Here is a 20,802-nt window from a genome sequence, read left to right as displayed (position 1 = left end):
GGTCACCGCACTCGCCAACCGCGCCGCCCACCACACCAGCCTCGACGACCCGGCCGCCATCACCGCACTCCTCGACGGACTCCGCGGCGTCGGCGCGCACGATCAGGTCACCGCACTCGCCAACCGCGCCGCCCACCACACCAGCCTCGACGACCCGGCCGCCATCACCGCACTCCTCGACGGACTCCGCGGCGTCGGCGCGGACCATCAGGTCACCGCACTCGCCGACCGCGCCGCCGGCGACGCCCCGCTCGACGACGCCTTCGCCGTGACCCAGCTGCTGGACCGGCTGGCCGAGATCGGCGCGGACCGGCAGGTGACCACGCTCGCCGACCGCGCCGCGGCCCACGTCCGCGTCGACGACCCGGCGCGCGTCGCGGGGCTGCTGGACGGGCTGCACGGCGCCGGTGCGGACGACCAGGCCACCGCACTCGCCGGCCGCGCCGCCGCGCACACCCCCCTCGACAACCCGGCCGCCGTCGCCCAACTCCTCGACCGGCTGGCCGAGATCGGCGCACACGACCAGGTCACCACACTCCTGCGCCGCGACCCCGCCGGCCACGCCGCCGTCGACGACCCGGCTTCCGTCGCCGGGCTGCTCGACGGGCTGTACGCCGCCGGCGCGGACGACCAGGCCACCGCACTCGCCAGCCGCGCCGCCGCGCACACCCCCCTCGACAACCCGGCCGCCGTCGCCCAACTCCTCGACCGGCTGGCCGAGATCGGCGCACACGACCAGGTCACCACACTCCTGCGCCGCGACCCCGCCGGCCACGCCGCCGTGGACCGCCCGGCCGCCGTGGCCTGGCTGCTGGACAGCTTGGGCAGGGCGGGCGCGCACGACCAGGTCACCGCGCTCGCCGACCATGCCGCCGACGACGTCTCGCTCGACCACCCGGCGCTCGTGGCCCGGCTGCTGCAGGCGCTCAGCGACGCGGGCGCGGACGGCCAGGCCACCGCGCTTGCCGGCCGCGCCGCCGCGCACGTCCCCCTCGACGACCCGGCCGCCGTGGCCCGGCTCCTCGGTGGGTTGCGGAGGATCGGCACATCCGGACCGACCACGACGCTGCTCCGGCGCCGGCCCGCCGCCCACGTGTCGATCGACGACCCGGCCGCGGTGGCCGGGCTGACGGACAGGCTGCGCGAGGCCGGCGCGGACGACCAGGTCACCCTGCTGGCCGATCGGCTGCCGGCCGAGGGAAGATTCGACCTCCAGCGGGGCGACAGCGCGGACCACCTGTTCGGGCGCGAGCCCGACGGCCGGCCGGCGGAGCCCTGGGGCTGGGCCGACCTGGACTGACCGGTCCGCGCCGTGACCCCTGCGGGCGGTTCCTCTGCCTGTAGAGCCGCTTTAGTCGGCGCCCCCATGCTGGCAGCACGAACCGGATCGCGGCAGAAGGGACGTCCATGGCCGACAGCATCGTCTTCACCGGGCTCACCGAACTGGTCAATCTTCGCTACGAGGGCAACTCCCCGGACACGCCCGAGGTCGGGGACGCCGACTCCTACGACACCGTGCTGCTCGACGGCGAAGGCAACAAGGTCGGCACGCTCACCGGCCGTGGCAAGGTCTCGTACCAGCGGCCCGGCGACGGCCACGTGATGATCCACTACACGGAGGAGCTCGTCCTGCCGGACGGCACCGTCTCCATCGACGGCTGGATCGACGGCAACGACATCCAGGCGGGCCACTGGGTGACCCTGGCCGCCACCGGCGCCAGCGGCCCGTACAAAGGCTGGACGGGCGTCCGCATGCTCCGCATCAAGGAGCCGCACAAGGTGATGGACGCCGCCATCTTCCTGTTCGGCTGAGCCGGCTCAGCGTCCAACAGCGCTCACCCAGGTCTTCCGGGCCCGGTGGCGGGCTTCCGCGCGCCGGCCCATCAGAGGAGGTGCCACACCATGACCGAAACACTCATGGAGGAGTGCCGTCTCGAAGGCGGCCCGGTCCACATGCCGGACCGCCTTCGCACGGCGCTCGTCCCGGTCGGAGACCTCAAGGTCAAGCTCAGCTTCTCCAACGGCTGGGAGCATTTCGAACGGGTCGCCGAGTTCACCGAAACAGGAGTGCCGATCTTCCGCTGGACCATGTGCACGAAGGTCGCGGAATAGCGCGGCACCGACGTCGGGCGAGGGCCGGCACGGAGAGGAATCCTTTCCGTGCCGGCCTTCGATGCTGTCCGGCCCGATCGCCGGGGTTACTGTCCCGCGCGTGTCACCAGGTCACCGGCAGCGAGGACACACCGTCGATCGCGCACACGCCGTTGATCGCGACCGTCTCCTTGTAGGGCAGGTCATCGACGTCGACGGCGAGCCGCAGCGTGGGGATCCGGCGCGCCAGTGTCCGGAAGGTGATCTCCAGCTGCGCCCTGGCCAGGTTCTGCCCCAGGCACTGGTGGATGCCGTAGCCGAAGGACACATGGCGCCGGTCGCCGCGGCGCACGTCGAACTCGTCCGCGTTCGGGAAGGCCTGCTCGTCGCGGTTGGCCGAGGTGAGCGAGAACATCACCCCTTCACCCGCCTTGATGGTGACCCCGCCGATCTCGATGTCCTCCGTGGCGACGCGCGGCAGGCCGTCGGTGGTCGGCTGGAAGCGCAGCATCTCCTCGATCGTGTTGACCACCAGGTCCGGGTTGTCGCGGAGCTCGGCGAACGCGTCCGGGTTGCGCAGCAGCGCGATGGTGCCCAGCGCGATCATGTTCGACACGGTCTCGTGCCCCGCGACGAGCAGGAGCATGGCCATGCCGACCAGCTCGGGGTGGGTGAACACCTCGGTCTCCCGGTTGCGCACGACCAGGCGGCCGAGCAGGTCGTCGCCGGGGTCGCGCTCCTTGCCGGTGACCAGGTCCTCCATGAACTGGTTCAGCGCGACGCCCGCCGCGAACTGCTCCTCCGGGGTGCTGGTCACTTGCAGCAGCACCTCGGTCTGCGCCTGGAAGTACCTGCGGTCCTCGTCGGGCACGCCGAGCAACTCACTGATCACCAGGGCCGGCACCGGCGCGGCCAGCTCGTTGTACAGGTCCGCCTTGTCGCCGGCGGCGAGCATGGCGTCGATCCGCTCGTCCACGATCTGCTGGATGCGCGGGCGCAGCCCGGTGACCCGCCGCATGGTGAACTCGTTGACCACCATCCGCCGGGGCGCGTTGTGCTCCGGCGGGTCGAGACCGATCAGCGCCTTGCTGGCGCCGGCGAACCCCTCGCGCAGCTGCTGCTGCAGCATCCTGTGCTGCGGAAACTTCGGATCGAAGCGGTCGGAGCTGAGCCTGGAATCGGTGAGCAGTGCGCGGACGTGCTCGTGCCGGGTGACCAGCCATACCTCCTGGTCGATGCGGTGCAGCAGCACCCGGACGATCGGCTCCTCCGCACGCAGCTGGGCGTACTCCTCGGGCGGGTCGAACGGACAGCGGCGCGCGATCGGGAATTCCAACGGTTTCGTCATGCCTGACCCCTCAGATCGGCAACCAATACAACGTCCGGCAAAGTCGGAGGTTTGCGCGGCCCGCATGGCCGAACCGAGCGAGTCGATGCCTGCCGGCCCGCGCCGTCAGCTTGGGGCGGTCGGCTAAAGCGTCCCTAACCCCGTCGTCCCCGAGTGGAGCGCCGCTTTAGCCGGCGCTCGCATCCTGGCGGCCCGAACCCCGAGCACGGGCGGACGAGACGCCGCCCCGACGAGCCCCCGCCGGAGCCGACACGTGATCGAGCAGCTGTTGCCCGCCTCGGTGAGCGTGGTCGAGGCGTTCGGCGACGTCCCCGGCGAGGACCCGTTCCCGGGCGAGGAGCGGCTGATCGCGCGGGCCGTCGAGGGCCGCCGCCGCGAGTTCGTCACCGCTCGCCGCTGCGCCCGCGAGGCGCTGCTCGGGCTCGGCTTTCCGCCGGCGCCGATCGGGGCGGGGCCGCGACGGGAGCCGCTGTGGCCGGCCGGGGTGGCCGGCGCCATCACGCACTGCACCGGCTATCGGGGCGCCGCGGTCACCCGGATCGGGGACCTCGCCGGCGTCGGCATCGACGCCGAGCCGGACGCGCCGCTGCCGGACGGCGTCGGCGTGGCGGTGACCACGCCCGGGGAGCGGAGCATGCTCGCCGCGCTCACCGCGGCCGACCCGACCGTCCACTGGGGACGGCTGCTGTTCAGCGCCAAGGAGTCGGTGTTCAAGGCGTGGTATCCGCTGACCGGCCGGATGCTCGACTTCGCCGAGGCGGCACTCACCATCGATCCGGTGTCCCGCACGTTCCGGGCGAGGGTGCTGGTCGACGGCCGCCGCGCCGACGGCGGACCGCCACTGAGCGGCTTCGACGGACGGTTCCTGGCCGCGCGGGGCCTTCTGCTGACCGCCGTCACCGTCCCATGACCCGTGCCGCTGGTCATGACTCGTGCCGCTGGTCATTGTTCCTGGTCGGCCTTCAGGGAGGCCGTGAGGCTGAGCCAGGCGGCCTGCTCGGTCGCCGTCAGGCACCGTTCCGGCCGGTCGTGCTCCGGCGAGGCCGGAACCTCCGGCGCGGCCGGAAGCGCTGGCGAGGCCGGAAGCGCTGGCGCGTCCTGCGCTCCGTGCCGCGTCCCAGCGCCGGTCCCAGCGTCCGCTTCGGCGTCTTGGCGGTGCCACTCCGCCGGCAACCAGATGGCGGCACCGAACAGGCTCAGCGCGGTCACCATCCACGTCACACCACGTCGGATCCACCGCACGACGGGAGACCTCCAGATCGCGGCGAGCAACGGGCGGATCGATGACATCGGGCGCTCCAGGGGAGGGAGCCCCAGTACATGGAGCCGCGCTTGAGGGACGCTAAAGCGCGCCGGGCAACGGCCCGCGCGGCTGGCCCGCCGACGACGCGGCGACAGGGCGCCGCACCTATCGCCGGCGTATGCAAAACCGCATACGCCGCCGCAACGGGCGTCCGGCTTCGATGGCGGTATGAACCACAGCGAATCCCTGACGGCGTCGTCCCGCCGTACGGGCAGGATCGTGCTGCTGAGCCTGGCGGCCGCCGGCCTGGCGTGCGCCGTGTACGTGGCGCGGATGCCGCTCACGATGGCCGCCGCGCCGTGCCTGGCCGGGCGGTGGCACGGGTGCTACGACACGGAGAACGGTGTCGTGCTCGTGACGCTGGCCGGATTGCCGGCGGCCGTCCTGGTGGCGTGGCTGCTGGCGTACCGCCGGCGGGCCGCCGCCGGGACGTCGGCGTGGCGGATGTCGCTGGCCGAGGTGGGCATGGTCCACGGGACGGTGCCGTTCGTGTGGATGACCATGATGCCGGGGCCGGGGGCGGGCGTCGTCCCCGGCCGGGTGAGCCTGGTCCCCCTGCGGGACCTCGTCACGATGGGGCCGATCGGCATCGGCGGCAACCTGCTGGTCTTCGCGGCACTCGGATGCTTCGCGCCGATGCGGTTCGCGGCCCTCGCCTCCGTACCCCGGATCCTGGCGCTCGGGGCGGGCTGCTCGATCCTCGTCGAGACCGCCCAGTTCGTGCTGCGGCTGGACCGGGTCTCCTCGGTGGACGACGTCCTGGTCAACGCCACCGGCGCCGCACTCGCCGCACTGGTGTCGCGCCCCTGGTGGCGGGCGCCGGCCCGCCCCACGCCGGTAGCGGCAGGCTGATCCGGGTGCACTGCGACTTTTATAGGCTTCGGACATGCGCGTACTGATCGTCGAGGACGAGCCGTACCTGGCCGAAGCCGTCCGTGACGGTCTGCGGCTGGAGGCGATCGCCGCCGACATCGCCGGGGACGGCAACGCCGCCCTGGAGCTGCTCAGCGTCAACTCCTACGACATCGCGGTCCTGGACCGGGACATCCCCGGCCCCTCCGGCGACGAGGTCGCCCGGCGGATCGTCGCCTCCGGCAGCGGCATCCCGATCCTCATGCTCACCGCCGCCGACCGGCTCGACGACAAGGCGTCCGGGTTCGAGCTCGGCGCCGACGACTACCTCACGAAACCCTTCGCCCTGCAGGAGCTCGTGCTCCGGATCAGGGCACTCGACCGCAGGCGCGCCCACAACAGGCCACCGGTGCGGGAGATCGCGGGTCTGCGGGTGGACCCGTTCCGGCGCGAGGTCTACCGCGACGGCCGCTATGTGGCGCTCACCCGCAAACAGTTCGCGGTGCTCGAGGTCCTCGTCGACGCCGAAGGGGGTGTCGTCAGCGCCGAAGAACTCCTGGAACGGGCCTGGGACGAGCACGCGGACCCGTTCACCAACGCCGTGCGCATCACCGTCTCGGCGCTGCGCAAACGGCTCGGCGAACCCGGGATCATCGCCACGGTCGCCGGCGTCGGCTACCGCATCGACACCGCACGACCGTGACCAGGGCGCCCGGCGTGAGCGTCCGCCTCAAACTCACGCTGAGCTACGCCGGATTCCTGATGCTCGCGGGGGTCCTGCTGCTCGCCACCGTGTGGGTGTTCCTCCTGCGCTACGTGCCCAACCCATCAGGTGACGCACCCGGTCCCCGCATGCCGTTGCTGCGCAGCCCCAGCCGCGACGACCTCCTGGCGGCGTTCGCCCCGCGGGCCGCTCAGGTGCTGGTGTTCCTGCTGGTGTTCGGGCTCGTCGGAGGATGGTTCCTCGCCGGGCGCATGCTCACCCCGCTCACCCGCATCGCGGACGCCACCCGCAAGGCCACGAACGGCTCGCTCTCCCACCGGATCCGGCTGCCGGGCCGCCGCGACGAGTTCCGCGAACTGGCGGACGCCTTCGACACGATGCTCGCACGGCTCGAGGCGCACGTCGCCGAGCAGCAGCGCTTCGCCGCCAACGCCTCCCACGAACTGCGCACCCCGCTGGCGATCTCGCAGGCGCTGCTCGACGTGGCCCACAAGGACCCGGCGCGGGACCCGGGCGAGCTCGTCGAGCGTCTCCGCGCCGTCAACAGCCGGGCGATCAACCTGACCGAGGCGTTGCTGCTGCTCAGCCGCGCGGACCGGCGGTCGTTCCCCCGGGAGCACGTCGACCTGTCCCTGCTGGCGGAGGAGGCCACCGAGACGCTGCTCCCCCTGGCGGAGCAGCACGGCGTCTCGGTCGAGACCATCGGCGACGTGGCGCCCGCCCTCGGGTCACCCGCGCTGCTGCTGCAGCTGACGACGAACCTCGTCCACAACGCGATCGTCCACAACCTGCCCGAGCACGGCGCCGTGTGGGTCACGACCAGCGTCCGGCCCGGCGCCGTGGTGCTCACCGTCGAGAACACCGGCGGAACACTGACCCAGGAGTCGGTGTCCACGTTCGTCGAGCCGTTCCAGCGCGGCACCGAACGGGCGCACACCGCTCACGAGGGTGTCGGCCTCGGCCTGGCGATCGCCCGGAGCATCACCACCGCCCACGACGGCACCCTCACGCTCACCGCCCGCGCCGGCGGCGGCCTCCGCGTCGCAGTGCGGCTGCCGCTGGCGCGTCGCGGTGCGTGAGGAGCAGCGAACCGGCCGATGACGAGGACCGGGACCGCCCGGGCGGAGACGGCCACGGGCAGGCTGCGGGGCCGCTCCTCAGGCCTGGTGCGGACGGGCGCAGGGGTCCGCCTCGGCGGCGGCGGTGAGGTGTGTCAGCCAGGCTTCGAGGCCGGCGCCGAGATAGGTGGTGGAGGTCGGGACGTCGGCCTCCACCTGGGCACCGGTCCAGGTCTCCTCGGTGCGGACCAGGACGCCGCCGCGGACCTCGGTGAAGGTCCACACATGCACGCCGTTGTCGATGCCCAGGCCGACGCCGACCGCCGGTCCGGTCCAGCGGATGCAGCGTTCGCGGGCCAGCTGCCGCACGGTGGAGGTGATGACCAGGGTCGTCGCCGGGGTGGTGGCCGTCGGCGGCACCGGCGTCGTCCACCGGAACCGCGAACCCGTCCGCAGCGGCCCGCCGTCGAGGCGTTCGATGCTCGCGACCGGTGGCTGCCAGGTGGGCCAGCGCTCCACATCGGTCTGCAGGTTCCAGACGGTGTGCAGGGGCGCCTCGATCACCGCTTCGGTGCGGTACCGGATCTTGGCGGCGGGGTCGACGCCCTGGCCGCCACAGGTCAGTGGGGCGGTGCGGGCGGCGGCCGGCGTCGCGACGAGTGCGGCTCCGACGGCGAGGGGGATCGCGAGCAGCGCGGCGGTCAGGGTCCTGGACATGGCGTTTCTCCTCTGTCGAACGAGTCGAGTTATCCCGGCTCGCTTGAGTTAGACCCTATAACCAACGATGCGTTGGGTCAATAACAAAGGTGATAGCCTGTAACCATGGACGGAGAGGTGGCAGGCCCGCGGGAGCGGTACCGCGCGCAGGTGCGGGCGGAGATCAAGCGGCTCGCGTGGGAGCAGGTGGCCACGACCGGCGTGGCGGCGCTGTCGCTCAAGTCCATCGCGCAGCGGCTCGGCATGAGCGGGCCGGCGCTCTACCGGTACTTCGCCGGACGGGACGAGCTGATCACCGAGCTCATCCGCGACGCGTACCGCAGCCTCGCCGACGCCCTCCACGCGGCCCACGACGCCGGCGCCGACGTCGCCGGCCTGGCCCGGGCCGTGCGCGCGTGGGCGATCGCCGACCCGCAGCGGTACCTGCTGATCTACGGCACCCCGGTCCCCGGCTACCACGCGCCCGGCGACACCACCGCGATCGCCGGCGAGATCATGACCGTGATCCTCGCCGCGCACCACGGGACCGGCGTCCCGGTGCCGGGCGGCCCGTTCGAGGGACACCTCGACCATCACCGGCACTGGGCGCCCGACCCGTCCGTGCCGGCCGCGACACTGCGCCGGGCGCTGGCGTTCTGGACCCGGATGCACGGCGTCCTGTCCCTGGAGCTCGCCGGCCACTTCACCGGCATGGGCTTCGACCCCGCCCTGCTGTTCGCCGACGAGGTCGAAGCCCTGCAGCGCGGCTGACGTCAGGCGCGGTAGGCGTTCCGCACGTAGGTCAGGCTGAAGTTGCCCCAGTCCGCTGAAGTACTGCGACACGAGATACGCCGGGTCGGTGGCGATGGCACCAGCCTGCAGGTCACTGCCGTCGGTCTTGTCGTCCCACGCCCACGGCGTGTGCGCGGCGTTGCGCTGGAAGTCGTCGCCGGCGAAGGCGCCGTACTCGCCGAACGGCGGGTTGCTGCCGCGACGCTGCCACAGGCCGCCCGGCGCGAGCAGGTCCACCAGCCGGTAGCGGACATCGCGGTCGTTGCGGCTGGTGGGCACGGTGCCCGCGGCGCGGCTCGGGCGGTAGACCACGCCGTCGCCACCGGGGAACGATCCGCCGGACCAGTTGTAGCAGCCGTGCCCCTTCGCCTCCTGGAACGAGGTGGGGTGTGCGGCGCCGTCGTGCACCTCGGTCAGCAGCGGCCCGTCGACGTTCTCGCGGTTTCCGGTGTACGTGCCGCCGGCCGGGACGTAGGAGTAGAAGTTGTCGTGCGCGAGCGTGATCATCGCTTCGAGCACGCCGAGCCCACCGTCCTTGCGGACCGTCAGCAGCAGGCCCTCCATGTCGTTCTCGTGCGGGAAGAACGTCTTCCAGTCCCGCGGGTGGTAGAAGGCGTACACGATGAACCAGTGCGTGCCGGTCTCGACCACCGAGTAGTAGCCGGTGCCGGTGAGGTTCTGGGCGTAGGCGTCCAGGTTGTTCCAGTTGTTCAGGGTGTTCCATTCGCCGTCGTAGTCGACCGGCGCCAGGTAGTCCGCCCGGTAGGACGACGCCGTGTCCTGGTAGTGGACCGGCGCCCAGCGGTAGGCGAGCTCGGCGTCGCTGACCGCCGCATGCGCCGCGGTGATCGGCACGATCGCCGCCGCGCCGGCGACCAGCGCCGCCGCCGTGAACCGCCAGAACCTCATCGTTGCCTCCGTCAGTGGTTGGTTGACCTTGACGGAAGCTATTCGACAGATATGGATACCTACGGGCGCGGATGGGGCCGGACACCGTCGCGGCGGTGTCGGCCTGGACATCACCGTCGACGAGCAGGCCGTGCGCTCGGCGGACCGGCCCGTTACGCGAGGTGGCTGACGCGGCCGGCGGTGGCGTGCTGCTCGTAGGCGCTCTCGGCGTGGATGACGAGGTCGAGGCCGCCGCGCTCGTGCTCCGGGGCGACGCGGAAGCCGACGGTCCGGTCGATGGCCTTCGCGACCAGCCAGGTGACGGCGAACGCGTACACGGCGACGACCAGCACCGCGAGGGACTGCCGGCCCAGCAGGTCCAGCCCGCCGCCGAAGATGAGCCCGTCGTCGCCGCCGGTGACCGTCGCGGTGGCGAGGACCCCGATGAGCACGGTGCCGATGAGGCCGCCGACGCCGTGGACGCCGACGACGTCGAGCGAGTCGTCGTAGCCCATCTTGTACTTGAGGCCGACGGCGTAACAGCAGGCGACGCCGGCGACGACGCCGATGGCGAGGGCGCCGAGCGGGTTGACGGAGCCGCACGACGGGGTGATCGCGACGAGGCCGGCGACCGCGCCGGAGGCGGCGCCGAGGGTGGTCGGGTGGCCGTCGCGCCAGCGTTCGACGATCAGCCAGCCGCCGACCGCGGCGGCCCCGGCGACCTGCGTGTTGAAGAAGGCGGTGGAGGCGACGCCGCCGGTGGTGAGCGCGGATCCGGCGTTGAAGCCGAACCAGCCGAACCACAGCAGCCCGGCCCCGAGGATGACCAGCGGCAGGCTGTGCGGGCGCATCGCCTCGGTGCGGAACCCGAGCCGCGGCCCGAGCACCAGGGCGAGGGCGAGCGCCGACGCGCCGGAGTTGACCTCCACGACGGTGCCGCCGGCGAGGTCCAGGATGCGCAGGTGGGAGGCGATCCAGCCGCCGCCGAACACCCAGTGCGCGATCGGCACGTACACCACCAGGACCCAGATCGCGACGAACGCGATCCATGAGCCGAACTTCGCGCGGTCGGCGATCGCCCCGCTCAGCAGTGCCGCGGTGATGATGGCGAACATCAGCTGGAACCCGGCGAACGCCATCGTCGGCACGGAGCCGGTGAGATCCTTCGGCCCGATCCCGGCCATCCCGGCGTGTTCGAGGGAGCCGATCAGGCCGCCGGTGTCCGTGCCGAACGCGAGGGAGTAGCCGGCGACCACCCACACGACGGTGACTACGGCGAGGCAGGCGAACGACATCATGAGCATGTTGAGCGCGCTCTTGATCCGCACCATGCCGCCGTAGAACAGTGCCAGGCCCGGCACCATCAGCAGCACCAGTGCCGCGCTCACCAGCAGCCAGGCGGTGTCACCCGCGCTGAACCCCTCCGGCATCCCGGACCCCTCCCCTTCCGCGTGTGGTCCGTGATCGCCATTGATCGCGTGGCATGCAGCGTCGCGGTCCCGCGTTTCACCCGTTGTTCAGCGTCGTTTCGAACATGTTTCCTGCGTGACACGCGCGACCCGAACGGCTCACCGACCCCGTGACGGCTCGCCGGTCAGGCTTCGGGTATCGGCCGGCCGAAGGCGGCCAGGGTGATGTCGGCGGGTTCCGGACCGCCGCGGCGGCCGGTGTCCAGGCCGTCGAGCACGGCGAGTTCCTCGGCGGACAACTCGAAGCCGGCGATGTCGAGGTTCTCGGCGATCCGCTCCGGGTTCGTCGACTTGGGGATCGCGGAGCGACCCTGCTGCAGGTGCCAGCGCAGCATCACCTGTGCGGGGGTCCGGCCGTGCGTCGTGGCGATGCCGCCGATCGCCGGGTCGTCCAGGGTGCTTCGGTGGCCGCTGTCCCGGTAGAAGGTGATGCCGCCGATCGGTGACCACGCCTGGGTCAGGATGCCGTGCGCGGCGCCGAACGCCTGGACGTCGGGCTGGGTGAAGTACGGGTGTACCTCGATCTGGTTCACCGCGGGCACCACGGTCGCCTTGTCCAGCAGCGCGGTGAGGTGCTCGACCATGAAGTTGCTGACGCCGATGGCCCGGACCTTGCCGTCGGCGTACAGGGTTTCCAGGGCGCGGTACGCCTCGAGGGTCCTGCCGAACTCCGAAGGCAGGGCCTGGTGGAGGATGAGCAGGTCGATCCGGTCGACGCCGAGCTTTGCGGCGCTCTTGTCGAAGCCGTGCAGCGTCTCGTCGTAGCCGTAGTCGCTGATCCAGATCTTCGTCTCCAGGAACACGTCCGCGCCGGACGCGGCCACCGCCTCCCCGACCTGCCGTTCGTTGCCGTACGCGGCGGCGGTGTCGATGTGCCGGTAGCCGGCGTCGAGGGCCGCGGCGACCGCGGCGCGGGTCTCGTCGGGCGGGGTCTGGAAGACGCCGAACCCGAGCGCGGGCATCTGGACGCCGTTGTTGAGCGTCAACTGCGGGATGGTGGTCATGAGGGTTCTCCTTGCGGGTCGTCCTGCTCGTTGTCCGCCGGTCCCGGGGTGGGCTGCCGCGAGCCGCCGCGGGTGATCATCGACGGCGGGCGCTCGGCTGCAGGTGCGGGTTGACCCAGCCGTTGTCGGCGGGGTTGAGGGTGACGCCTGGCGGGACGATCTCGTCGATGCGGTCGAGCACGTGTCCGGCCAGGGTGACGTCGCCTGCGGTGAGCTGGGACTCGAGGTGCTCCATGGTGCGCGGTCCGATGATCGCCGAGGTGACCCCGGGGTGGCGCAGAACGAACGCGATGGCCAGCTCGATCAGGCTGATCCCGGCGTCGCTGGCGAGCTTCGCCAGGGCGTCGGCGGCGTCGAGTTTGCGCTGGTTCTCGGGCAGGGAGAGGTCGAACCGGTTGGCGAGCCGCTTGCGGGCCTCGGACATCGGTCCCGAGTGGTCGTCCTTGCGGTACCGGCCGGACAGCCAGCCGCCGGCGAGCGGGCTGTAGGAGAGCACGCCCATGCCGTACCGGGCAGCCAACGGCAGGATCTCGTGCTCGATGTTGCGGGTGAGGATCGAGTACGTGGGCTGTTCGGTGACGAACCGTTCGCGGCCGCGGTCGCGGGCCACGTACTGCGCGTCGACGAGCGCGGAGGCGGGGAACGTGGAGTGGCCGATGTAGCGGACCTTGCCGGCCCGCACGAGGTCGGTGAGCGCGCCGAGGGTTTCGTCGAGGTCGACGGCGGGGTCGTAGCGGTGCATCTGGTACAGGTCGACGTGGTCGGTGCCGAGCCGCCGCAGCGAATTCTCGACCGACGTCATGATCCAGCGACGGGACCCGCCGCGGTGGTTCGGGTCGTCGTCGAACGGCATGAAGAACTTCGTGGCGAGCACCACGTCGTCGCGGCGCCCCTTCAGCGCCTTGCCCACGATCTCCTCGGACTCGCCCTGGGAGTACACGTCGGCGGTGTCGACGAAGTTGATCCCGGCGTCCAGGGCCCGGTGGATGATGCGGATGCTCTCGTCGTGGTCCTTGGTGCCCCAGGCACCGAACATCATCGTGCCGAGGCACAGATTGCTGACGGACACGCCGGTGCGGCCGAGCGGGCGGTGTTCCATGCTGTGCTCCTTGCCTAGGAGGCCGGGATGACCTCGTCGATGAGACGGATCGCGTTGAGGGTGCGCGGGTACCCGATGAACGGCAGCAGCTGTGTGGCGACGCTGATCAGGCCGGCGCGGTCGTTGCCGACGTTGAGGTTGGCGGCGACGTGGCCCTTCGCCTGCGGTTCGCAGCCGCCCATCGCGATGAGCATCGCGAACGTGAGCAGTTCCCGGTGGCGCAGGTCGAGGCCGGCGCGGGTGTAGTGGTCGCCGAAGCAGTTCGCGGACAGGTACTGCTGAATGTGCAGCGTGTCGGCGGGTGCGCCGGCGTACATGGCCTCGACCAGGTCGGCGCCGACGATCGCCTTCTGGACAGCCAGGCCCCGCTCCGCCCGGGTCTCCGGTGTCGTCGTCGACTGTCCTTCCAGGGGCAGCTCGACGCCGTGTGCGGTGAGGACGTCGTTGGTGGCGTGCAGGAAGTCGAAGACCTTGCCCATGCCCACGTACGGCACGGCCTGGTACACGACCTCCTTGACCTCGACCGGCGTGACCCCGACCGTCAGGGCCGCGCCGAGCATGACCCGGTACTCACTGAGGCCCTGGACAGCGATCAGCCCGGCCAGCTGCACCATGAGCCGCGTGCGGGTGTCCAGGTTGCCGTGGCGCAGCACCTCGTCGAACGCGAAGTTGTCGAAGTGGTCGATGAGTTCCGGGTCGGTGACGGCAAGCGTCGAGACATGGCCGGGGAACAGTTCGTCGTGGTGCTTGCGGGCTTGTTCGTCGGGAGCCACGTGGACCGTCCTTCAGGAGTTCGGGACCGGGCGGATGGTCACCGGGGCCGCCCCGGCGCCGACGACGGAGCCCTCGTCATCGGTCCAGGTCGTCACGGCTGGATCAGCACCTTCAGCGCGGCGCGGTCGGCCATGGCCCGGTAGCCGCCGGGGACCTCGTCGAGGCCGACGGTGCGGTCGAAGACCTTGCCGGGCTGGACGTGGCCGTCGAGGACGTCGGGCAGAAGCTCGTCGCTCCTTGCGAGCTACCCCGGCGATATCCATCCAATCCGGGCCAGGGCCGGTGTGGCGGTGCCCGGTCACTGAGGGCGTTGCGCCCGTGGTACGTCGTGCGGGGCCGCGGTCCAGCTGGCCAGGAGGTCGAGCGCCTCCTGGTCGCGGCTGCCGGCCTCGGCGGTGTAGGCGTTGAGCCGCAGCCCCGGGTCGGTGACCAGCTCCATCGACTCGTAGGCGAGGTTCAGGTCACCGACGGTGGGGTGGTGCAGGTGTTTGACGCCGCTGCGGTGCAGCCGCACGTTGTGCTTGGCCCACCAGGTGCGGAACACGTCGCTGCGGGTGGACAGCTCGCCGACCAGGTCGCTCAGGGCACGGTCGTGCGGGTCGCGGCCGGCCTCGGCGCGCAGCATCGCGACCACGTCCCCGGCGAGCTCGTCCCAGTCGCGGTAGAACGTCTGCGCGGCCGGGTCGAGGAAGATGAACCGGGCGATGTTCGGCCGGCCGGCGCCGCTGTCGAACAGCGGGGCGAACACGGCCCGGCCGAGCTCGTTGGCGCCGAGGATGTCGAGCCGGCTGTTGCGCACGTAGGCCGGGGCGAGCGTCATCACGTCCAGCAGCCGGGACGTCTGCTCCCGCAGCCGCGGGGCGCGCGGCCGGTGCGCCGGGCCGGCGTTCGCGGTGCGGGCCAGGTCGAACAGGTGCGCCCGCTCCGCCTCGTCCAGCTTCAGCGCCCGGGCCAGGGCCTCCAGGACGCTGTCGGACACGCCGGTGAGGTTCCCGCGCTCCAGCCGGATGTAGTAGTCGATGCTCACCCCGGCGAGCAGCGCGACCTCTTCCCGGCGCAGGCCGGCGACCCGCCGGTGACCGCCGTGGGTGGGCAGCCCGGTGCTTTCGGGCGTGATGCGCGCCCGGCGGGTGGTGAGGAAGTCGCGGACCTCGGCTCGGCTGTCCATAGCTTCGACCGTACGTCCGCCGCTCGCCACCTGGGAGGTTCTGGCATTACCCCGAAGACCGGCCACCGCGACCCGCCCCGCGGACCGCGGTTGCCTGAAGACACCGACCCGAAGGCGACCGTCCGGCTCGCCGGGCGACCTCGTAGGCCGCGCGGGCTCTGCCGTCGGTGCGCGCCGGGTGGCGCCGGCCGCGCCGCACGGGACCGCTGATCGGTCCGGCCGCCGGTACGCTGGGCGCATCGTGACGATCACCGATGTCTTGGAGCGGCTCGCGCGGCGGCGGGTCCGTCGGTACCTGCTGCACGCCCTCGCCCTCATGGAGCGCAACGCGTTGTACCGCGACGACGTCGACTGGCCGGCGGTCCGGGCGGACGCCCTTGCCGGTTGCGCCGGGGCGGTCGCGTACACCGGCACCCACGAGACCCTGCGGCGGGTGCTGCGGCAGGCGGGCGGCCCGCACAGCGGCCTGCGCCCGCCCGGCGCCCGCACCACGGCGAAGGCACCGGCCCCGCCGACCGGCGGGCTCGTCGACGGCGTCGCCCACCTGCGCCTGCCGGCGTGCGGCGGCGACTCCCGCGGCTACCGTGACGCCGGCAACCGCGTGGTGCGTGAGCTGGCCGCCGCCGGGCCCGCCGGGTGGATCGTGGACCTGCGCGGCAACCAGGGCGGCAACATGTGGCCGATGCTCGCCGTGGCCGCACCGCTGCTCCCCGACGGCGTCCTCGGCCACTTCGTGCCCCCGCACGGGCCCGACCAGGTGTGGACGCTGCGCCGGGGCCGGATCGCGCTCGCCGGCCGGACCCTCGCCCGCACCGGCAACCCGCCCACCGAAGCGCCGGTCGCGGTCCTCACCGACGGCTCCACGGCGAGCTCCGGCGAAGCCGTCGCGGTCGCGTTCCGCAGCCGTCCCCACGTGCGCACGTTCGGCACCCCGACGCACGGCATGACCAGCGCCAACGAGACCCACCAACTGCGCGACGGCACCCGGATGTACCTGACGGCCTCGTACTTCGCCGACCATCACCGCACCGTCCACCGCGGCCCGCTCCAGCCCGACGACCCTGGCGGCACCGACCCCCTCACCGCCGCCGCGACCTGGGTCCGCGCGCCGCACGGGTAGCCGCGGCGGCAACCCGGTCGCACCGGGCGTGCACCCGGGCGCCCGTCAACCGGGTGACGGGGATGCCGATAGGTCGCTCATGACCGACTCCGGCCGTCTACGACGCACCTACCGTGTCCTGTCCCTCCTGCTGCTCCTGGTGCAGGGGGCGTTCCTCGCCGCCGGTGTGCGGCCGGCCGGGGCCGCGGGACCGGACGCGGTCGTCACCGACGCCGGGTGTCTCAGCACGTACGCCGCCCGCACCGACGACGGGTCGTCGGGGCCGGTGCCGCTCGGGTTCCCGGTCAACTTCTTCGGCACCACGTACAACGACATGTACGTCAACAACAACGGTGACGTCACGTTCGGCAGCCCGTACAGCGGGTACTCCGGTCTGAACCTCGCCGCGTTCGGCAGCCCGATCATCGCGGTCGCGTTCTTCGACGTCGACACCCGCCCGGGCGGGACGACACCGGTGTCCTACGGCCCGATCACGTACTCCGGGCGTCCCGCGTTCTGCGTGAACTGGGTCGACGTCGGCTACTACAGCAACGGCTCGGACCGGCTCAACAGCTCGCAGCTGATCATCGTCGACCGGTCCGACACCGGCGCCGGCAACTTCGACATCGTCATGAACTACGACCGCCTCGCCTACGAGCCGGCCGGCGGCCTGACCGTCGGGTACTCCAACGGCACGTTCACCTACGTGTACCCGGGCTCCGGCGTCGCCGGCGCGCTGGTCGACGCGAACACCTCCACCGGCCTCATCCGCAACTCCGGGGGCGGCGCCCAGCTCGGCCGCTACGTGCACCAGGTCCGCGGCGGCCAGCCGAGCGCGCCCGGCGCGCAGAGCATCACCTTCCCGGCGGTCGGCGACGTCACGTACGGGGTCGCCCCGTTCACCCTGAGCCCGACCGCCTCGTCCGGTCTGACCGTCGCCCTGACCGCGGCCGGCGCGTGCACCGTGTCCGGTTCGACGGTGACCGTCACCGGTGCCGGTTCCTGCACGCTGACCGCCGGCCAGCCCGGCGACGGCACCTACACCGCGGCGGCGCCGGTCTCTCGGACGTTCCAGATCGCCAAGACGCCCGTGTCCGTGTCCCTGTCGGGGCTCGGCCAGACGTACGACGGCACCGAGCGGAAGGTCACCGTGACCGCCGACCCCGACCCGGGCAACGGCGCCGTGGCCGTCACCTACGACGGCTCCGCGACCGCGCCGACCAGCGCCGGCACCTACGCCGTGCAGGCCGCGTACACGTCGGCGACGCACACCGGCACCGCGTCGGGCACCCTCGTCGTCGCCAGGGCGCCGCAGCGCATCACGTTCCCGGAGATCGTCGACCGCAGGTACGGCGGCGACCCGATCCACCTCGCCGCGACCAGCGACTCCGGCCTGCCCGTCCGCTTCACCGTCACCGGCCCCTGCGCCGCGGACGGCGGCACCCTGACGGTCACCGGCGCCGGCCAGTGCACGGTCACCGCGACGCAGGCCGGCGACGCCGACCGGCTCGCCGCCGCGCCGGTCGCCCGGTCGTTCGCCGTCGCCAAGGGCGCCGTCACCATCACCCTCGGCGGGCTGTCGCAGGTGTACAACGGCACGTCCCGCGCCGTCACCACGTCCGTCGTGCCCTCGGCCGCCGGCGCGGTCCACGTCACCTACAACGGCTCCGGCACACCGCCGACCACGGCCGGCACCTACCGGGTCGTCGCCACCGTCGACGGCGCCGACTACGAGGGCACGCTCACCGCGACGCTGACCGTCGCGAAGGCCACCCAGGACATCGACTTCGCCCAGCCGGCCGCGGCGACCTACGGCGACGCCCCCCGCGCGCTGCGGGGCGCCAGCTCCGCCAGGCTGCCTGTCCGGTTCACCGCCACGGGCAGCTGCGACCTGCGCTCCGGTGCGCTCGCCTACACCCGGGGCGGTGAGTGTGTCGTCACCGCGCACCAGGACGGCGACGCGAACCGGCTCGCCGCCACCGACGTGGTCCGCTCCGTCGAGGTCGCCCGCGCCGTGCAGACCGTGACCCTCACCGTCCCGCGGCGCCTCGCCGTCGGCGGCGACGCCGGCACCCTCACCGCCGGGTCGACCGCCGGCCTGCCGGTCCAGGTCACCGCCGCCGGGACCTGCGAGGTGCGCACCGTCGACGCTGGCACCGCGCTGGCGCCCACCCACGCGGGCACCTGCACCGTCACCGCCGCCCAGGCCGGCGACGAGTCATACCTGCCGGCGACCGCCGCGACGGCCACCACGAGTGTCGACCGGGGCGCCGCGACCCTGCGCGTGCGGGCCCTGTCCCAGGTCGCCGACGGCAGTCCCCGCACCGCCGAGGTGAGCACCACCCCGGCCGGGCTGACCGGCACCACCGTCACCTACGACGCGCGCGGCCAGGCGCCGAAGGCGTCCGGCACCTACCGGATCGTCGCCACCCTCGACAACCCCGACTGGACCGCCGCGCCCGTCATCGCGAAACTGACCGTCGCCCAGGCCGCGGCCGCGCCGGTGAAGGACCCGGCGACCGGCGCCCGCCCGGCGCTCACCCCGAACGCCGCCATGTCCACTGTGGACGGCAAGGCCGCCCCGGTCACGATCACGCCCGCCACCGGCGGCGGTGTCACGCTCACCGGCGGCGGCTTCACCGCGGCGGTCGCCGCGGTCGGCGCGGACAGCACCGGGCAGCCGCTCGACGCGGACGGCAAGCTCGTCGTCGACCGCAAGCACCAGGTGTCGGTGTCGATGACCGGGTTCGCCCCGAACACCCGCACCGACGTGTGGCTCTTCTCCGACCCCGTGCTCATCGGCCAGGTCACCACGGACGCGAAGGGCACCGTGGACGCGAAGCTGCCCGTCCCGGCGACCCTGCCGACCGGTCAGCACGCGCTGCAGGTCAACGGCGTCACCGCCGACGGTGCGCAGCGTTCCCTGAGCGTCGGTCTCCTGCTCGTCGACGACCCCGCGGTGGCCGCGCCGGCAACCGCACCGGCGACCGCGCCGACGACGACCGGCACCGGCACCGACCGGCCGGCCGTCGCCGCGCCGGCCCTGCCGGACGCGGTCGACGCGCTCGCCCAGCTCCCCGCCTACATCCCGGCCGCGCACGCCGACGCCGTCGTCACCACCGCGATCGCCGGCTTCACCCTCCTGGCGATCACCGCCGGCGCGGGCGGCGCCGCCGTCGCCGGCGGCGGGACCACCAGGGCCGGCTCCCGCCAGGGCGGCGGGCAGCGCAAGGCCGGCAAGATCGCTTCCGGGTCGGCGAAGCACTTCAAGGAGAAGTGGGCCGGCGGCGGCTGGGGCGACACCTCGTTCAGCTGGCGGATGCTGCCGACCGGCTGGCTCGACCGGCGCAGCCTCGACCTGCCGCAGCGCGTCGCACCGAAGTCCCCGCTGCTCGCACGGATCCTGACCGACGGCTCGTACCTGCGCGCGATGCTCGGCGGCGCCTGGTGGGCGATGCCCGCCGCCGGTGCGGTCCTCGGCGTCACCGCGGCCGTCCAGAGCCACGGCTCGCCGCTGCCCGGCACCGGCATCATGCTCGCGCTCGTCGTGCTCGGCATCTTCGACGGGTTCGCCGGTCTCGCCGCGGCCCTCGGGTTCGCCACGGTCGTCGTGGCCACCGGCGGGGTGACCTCCACCGACACGCTGCGCCTGCTGCTGGGCGTGTGCGCGATGTGGTTCGCCATCGCGTTGCTCGCCGGTGTCGTCCGACCGTTCCGCCGCCCGACGCCGCAGACGGCGCTGGACTGGTGGACCCGCGGCGCGGACGTGTTCATCGCGTCGCTCATGGGCGGCTGGGCCGTCCAGAAGAGCATCGGCGCGCTGAGCGGCCTCGCCGGGCACCAGCTGCCGATCGCCGCGCACGCGGACCGGTTCGCGCTCTTCGCGCTCGCCGCCATCGCCACCCGCATCGTGCTGGAGACCCTCGCCGGCTGGGCCTACCCGTCGCGGCTCGGTGCCGTGCGCCCGGAGAAACTGCAGAAGGCGGGGAAGGTCCAGCGGCTCTCCGCGATCGGCCTGCGCACCGGCATGTTCATCTTCGTGGCGGTCCCGTTCCTCGGCACCCCGTGGCAGCTGTGGGTGGGCGCGGCGCTGTTCGGAGTGCCGCAGGTCCTCAGCGTGTACGAGGACGCGTTCCCGAACCTGCCGAAGCTCTTCGGGTTCCTGCCGAAACGCATCGTCAAGACGGTCTTCATGATGCTCGTCGGCACGCTGTCCGGCCTGGCGCTCGCCTGGCTGATCGACGACCCGGCGTCCCGGATCGTCAACGGCTTCGTCCTGCTGTCCCTGCCCGGTCTGGTGTTCTCGCTCATCGAGCTGTTCGGCCGCGAGGGCGAGGAGCGTTCGCAGAGCTGGCGGCGCGAGCTCGCCGGCGGCGCGGTCGTGGCGGTCGGCATCGCGGCGGCGTTCGGCGTCTTCTCATGACCCGATATGCTGCG

Annotated in this window: 19 protein-coding genes; 11 read left to right on the top strand and 8 right to left on the bottom strand. The window is 72.6% G+C overall.

The window, feature by feature from the left end; genetic code table 11:
• The 3 genes from ABZS58_RS43875 to ABZS58_RS43865 all read left to right on the top strand — a co-directional run.
• Nucleotides 1-1,300: hypothetical protein (locus tag ABZS58_RS43875; RefSeq protein WP_354790031.1), on the top strand; the 1,300-nt coding region annotated here is incomplete at its 5' end.
• A 107-nt stretch (nt 1,301-1,407) separates the two neighbouring features.
• Nucleotides 1,408-1,812: a hypothetical protein gene (locus ABZS58_RS43870; protein ID WP_354790030.1), complete on the top strand. Its 405-nt coding sequence runs from the start codon at nt 1,408-1,410 to the stop codon at nt 1,810-1,812.
• 90 nt (nt 1,813-1,902) lie between these two features.
• Nucleotides 1,903-2,112 carry a DUF5988 family protein gene (locus ABZS58_RS43865; protein WP_354790029.1) on the top strand — a complete coding sequence of 70 codons (210 nt, stop codon included), beginning with the start codon at nt 1,903-1,905 and terminating at the stop codon, nt 2,110-2,112.
• A gap of 103 nt (nt 2,113-2,215) precedes the next feature.
• On the opposite strand, the gene ABZS58_RS43860 is transcribed toward ABZS58_RS43865, so the two are convergent.
• The gene (locus ABZS58_RS43860; RefSeq protein WP_354790027.1) at nt 2,216-3,439 is read right to left on the bottom strand and encodes a cytochrome P450; all 1,224 of its coding nucleotides are present in this window, start codon (nt 3,437-3,439) and stop codon (nt 2,216-2,218) included.
• Nucleotides 3,440-3,692: 253 nt separating this feature from the next.
• On the opposite strand from ABZS58_RS43860, the gene ABZS58_RS43855 reads away from it, so the two are divergent.
• The gene (locus ABZS58_RS43855; protein WP_354790026.1) at nt 3,693-4,349 is read left to right on the top strand and encodes a 4'-phosphopantetheinyl transferase superfamily protein; all 657 of its coding nucleotides are present in this window, start codon (nt 3,693-3,695) and stop codon (nt 4,347-4,349) included.
• A 32-nt stretch (nt 4,350-4,381) separates the two neighbouring features.
• Here the strand turns inward: ABZS58_RS43855 and ABZS58_RS43850 are convergent, their stop codons facing one another.
• On the bottom strand, nt 4,382-4,651 hold the full coding sequence (locus ABZS58_RS43850; protein WP_354790024.1) for a hypothetical protein: 270 nt from the start codon (nt 4,649-4,651) through the stop codon (nt 4,382-4,384).
• 259 nt (nt 4,652-4,910) lie between these two features.
• Between ABZS58_RS43850 and ABZS58_RS43845 the strand changes: the two genes are divergently transcribed.
• The 3 genes from ABZS58_RS43845 to ABZS58_RS43835 are packed head-to-tail and all read left to right on the top strand — an operon-like array spanning nt 4,911 to nt 7,397.
• Entirely contained in the window at nt 4,911-5,594 is a 684-nt protein-coding gene (locus ABZS58_RS43845; protein WP_354790022.1) for a VanZ family protein, read from the top strand.
• A gap of 34 nt (nt 5,595-5,628) precedes the next feature.
• Entirely contained in the window at nt 5,629-6,297 is a 669-nt protein-coding gene (locus ABZS58_RS43840; protein ID WP_354790021.1) for a response regulator transcription factor, read from the top strand.
• A 14-nt stretch (nt 6,298-6,311) separates the two neighbouring features.
• On the top strand, nt 6,312-7,397 hold the full coding sequence (locus ABZS58_RS43835) for a HAMP domain-containing sensor histidine kinase (protein ID WP_354790019.1): 1,086 nt from the start codon (nt 6,312-6,314) through the stop codon (nt 7,395-7,397).
• A 78-nt stretch (nt 7,398-7,475) separates the two neighbouring features.
• Here the strand turns inward: ABZS58_RS43835 and ABZS58_RS43830 are convergent, their stop codons facing one another.
• The gene (locus tag ABZS58_RS43830) at nt 7,476-8,093 is read right to left on the bottom strand and encodes an SRPBCC family protein (RefSeq protein WP_354790017.1); all 618 of its coding nucleotides are present in this window, start codon (nt 8,091-8,093) and stop codon (nt 7,476-7,478) included.
• Between the two features lie 105 nt (nt 8,094-8,198).
• On the opposite strand from ABZS58_RS43830, the gene ABZS58_RS43825 reads away from it, so the two are divergent.
• Both ABZS58_RS43825 and ABZS58_RS43820 read left to right on the top strand, forming a co-directional pair.
• A complete protein-coding gene (locus ABZS58_RS43825) occupies nt 8,199-8,843 on the top strand; it encodes a TetR/AcrR family transcriptional regulator (protein WP_354790016.1) in 645 nt (214 codons plus the stop codon).
• 865 nt (nt 8,844-9,708) lie between these two features.
• The gene (locus tag ABZS58_RS43820) at nt 9,709-9,942 is read left to right on the top strand and encodes a hypothetical protein (RefSeq protein ID WP_354790015.1); all 234 of its coding nucleotides are present in this window, start codon (nt 9,709-9,711) and stop codon (nt 9,940-9,942) included.
• On the opposite strand, the gene ABZS58_RS43815 is transcribed toward ABZS58_RS43820, so the two are convergent.
• The 5 genes from ABZS58_RS43815 to ABZS58_RS43795 all read right to left on the bottom strand — a co-directional run bounded on the left by ABZS58_RS43815 (nt 9,926) and on the right by ABZS58_RS43795 (nt 15,266).
• Nucleotides 9,926-11,182 carry an ammonium transporter gene (locus ABZS58_RS43815; protein ID WP_354790014.1) on the bottom strand — a complete coding sequence of 419 codons (1,257 nt, stop codon included), beginning with the start codon at nt 11,180-11,182 and terminating at the stop codon, nt 9,926-9,928. The genes ABZS58_RS43820 and ABZS58_RS43815 overlap by 17 nt on opposite strands.
• A 164-nt stretch (nt 11,183-11,346) precedes the next feature.
• Nucleotides 11,347-12,225, bottom strand: coding sequence for an aldo/keto reductase (locus tag ABZS58_RS43810; RefSeq protein WP_354790013.1), 879 nt, complete (start codon nt 12,223-12,225; stop codon nt 11,347-11,349).
• Between the two features lie 76 nt (nt 12,226-12,301).
• Nucleotides 12,302-13,324, bottom strand: coding sequence for an aldo/keto reductase (locus ABZS58_RS43805; protein ID WP_354790012.1), 1,023 nt, complete (start codon nt 13,322-13,324; stop codon nt 12,302-12,304).
• A gap of 14 nt (nt 13,325-13,338) precedes the next feature.
• A complete protein-coding gene (locus ABZS58_RS43800) occupies nt 13,339-14,097 on the bottom strand; it encodes a carboxymuconolactone decarboxylase family protein (protein ID WP_354790010.1) in 759 nt (252 codons plus the stop codon).
• A gap of 299 nt (nt 14,098-14,396) precedes the next feature.
• Nucleotides 14,397-15,266 carry a helix-turn-helix transcriptional regulator gene (locus ABZS58_RS43795; RefSeq protein WP_354790009.1) on the bottom strand — a complete coding sequence of 290 codons (870 nt, stop codon included), beginning with the start codon at nt 15,264-15,266 and terminating at the stop codon, nt 14,397-14,399.
• A gap of 241 nt (nt 15,267-15,507) precedes the next feature.
• Here ABZS58_RS43795 and ABZS58_RS43790 point away from each other — a divergent pair, with 241 nt between their 5' ends.
• Together ABZS58_RS43790 and ABZS58_RS43785 are read left to right on the top strand one after the other, a co-directional pair.
• Nucleotides 15,508-16,386 carry a S41 family peptidase gene (locus tag ABZS58_RS43790; RefSeq protein WP_354790007.1) on the top strand — a complete coding sequence of 293 codons (879 nt, stop codon included), beginning with the start codon at nt 15,508-15,510 and terminating at the stop codon, nt 16,384-16,386.
• A gap of 79 nt (nt 16,387-16,465) precedes the next feature.
• Nucleotides 16,466-20,788 (top strand): MBG domain-containing protein, encoded by a 4,323-nt coding sequence (locus tag ABZS58_RS43785; RefSeq protein WP_354790005.1) that lies wholly within the window; start codon nt 16,466-16,468, stop codon nt 20,786-20,788.
• The last annotated feature ends 14 nt before the right edge of the window (nt 20,789-20,802 follow it).

Origin of the sequence: Dactylosporangium sp. NPDC005555, assembly GCF_040605635.1 — a bacterium.
Lineage (GTDB): Bacteria > Actinomycetota > Actinomycetes > Mycobacteriales > Micromonosporaceae > Dactylosporangium.
Note: the sequence above shows the minus strand (reverse complement) of the source record. Positions and strands in the feature narration are given on the sequence as shown.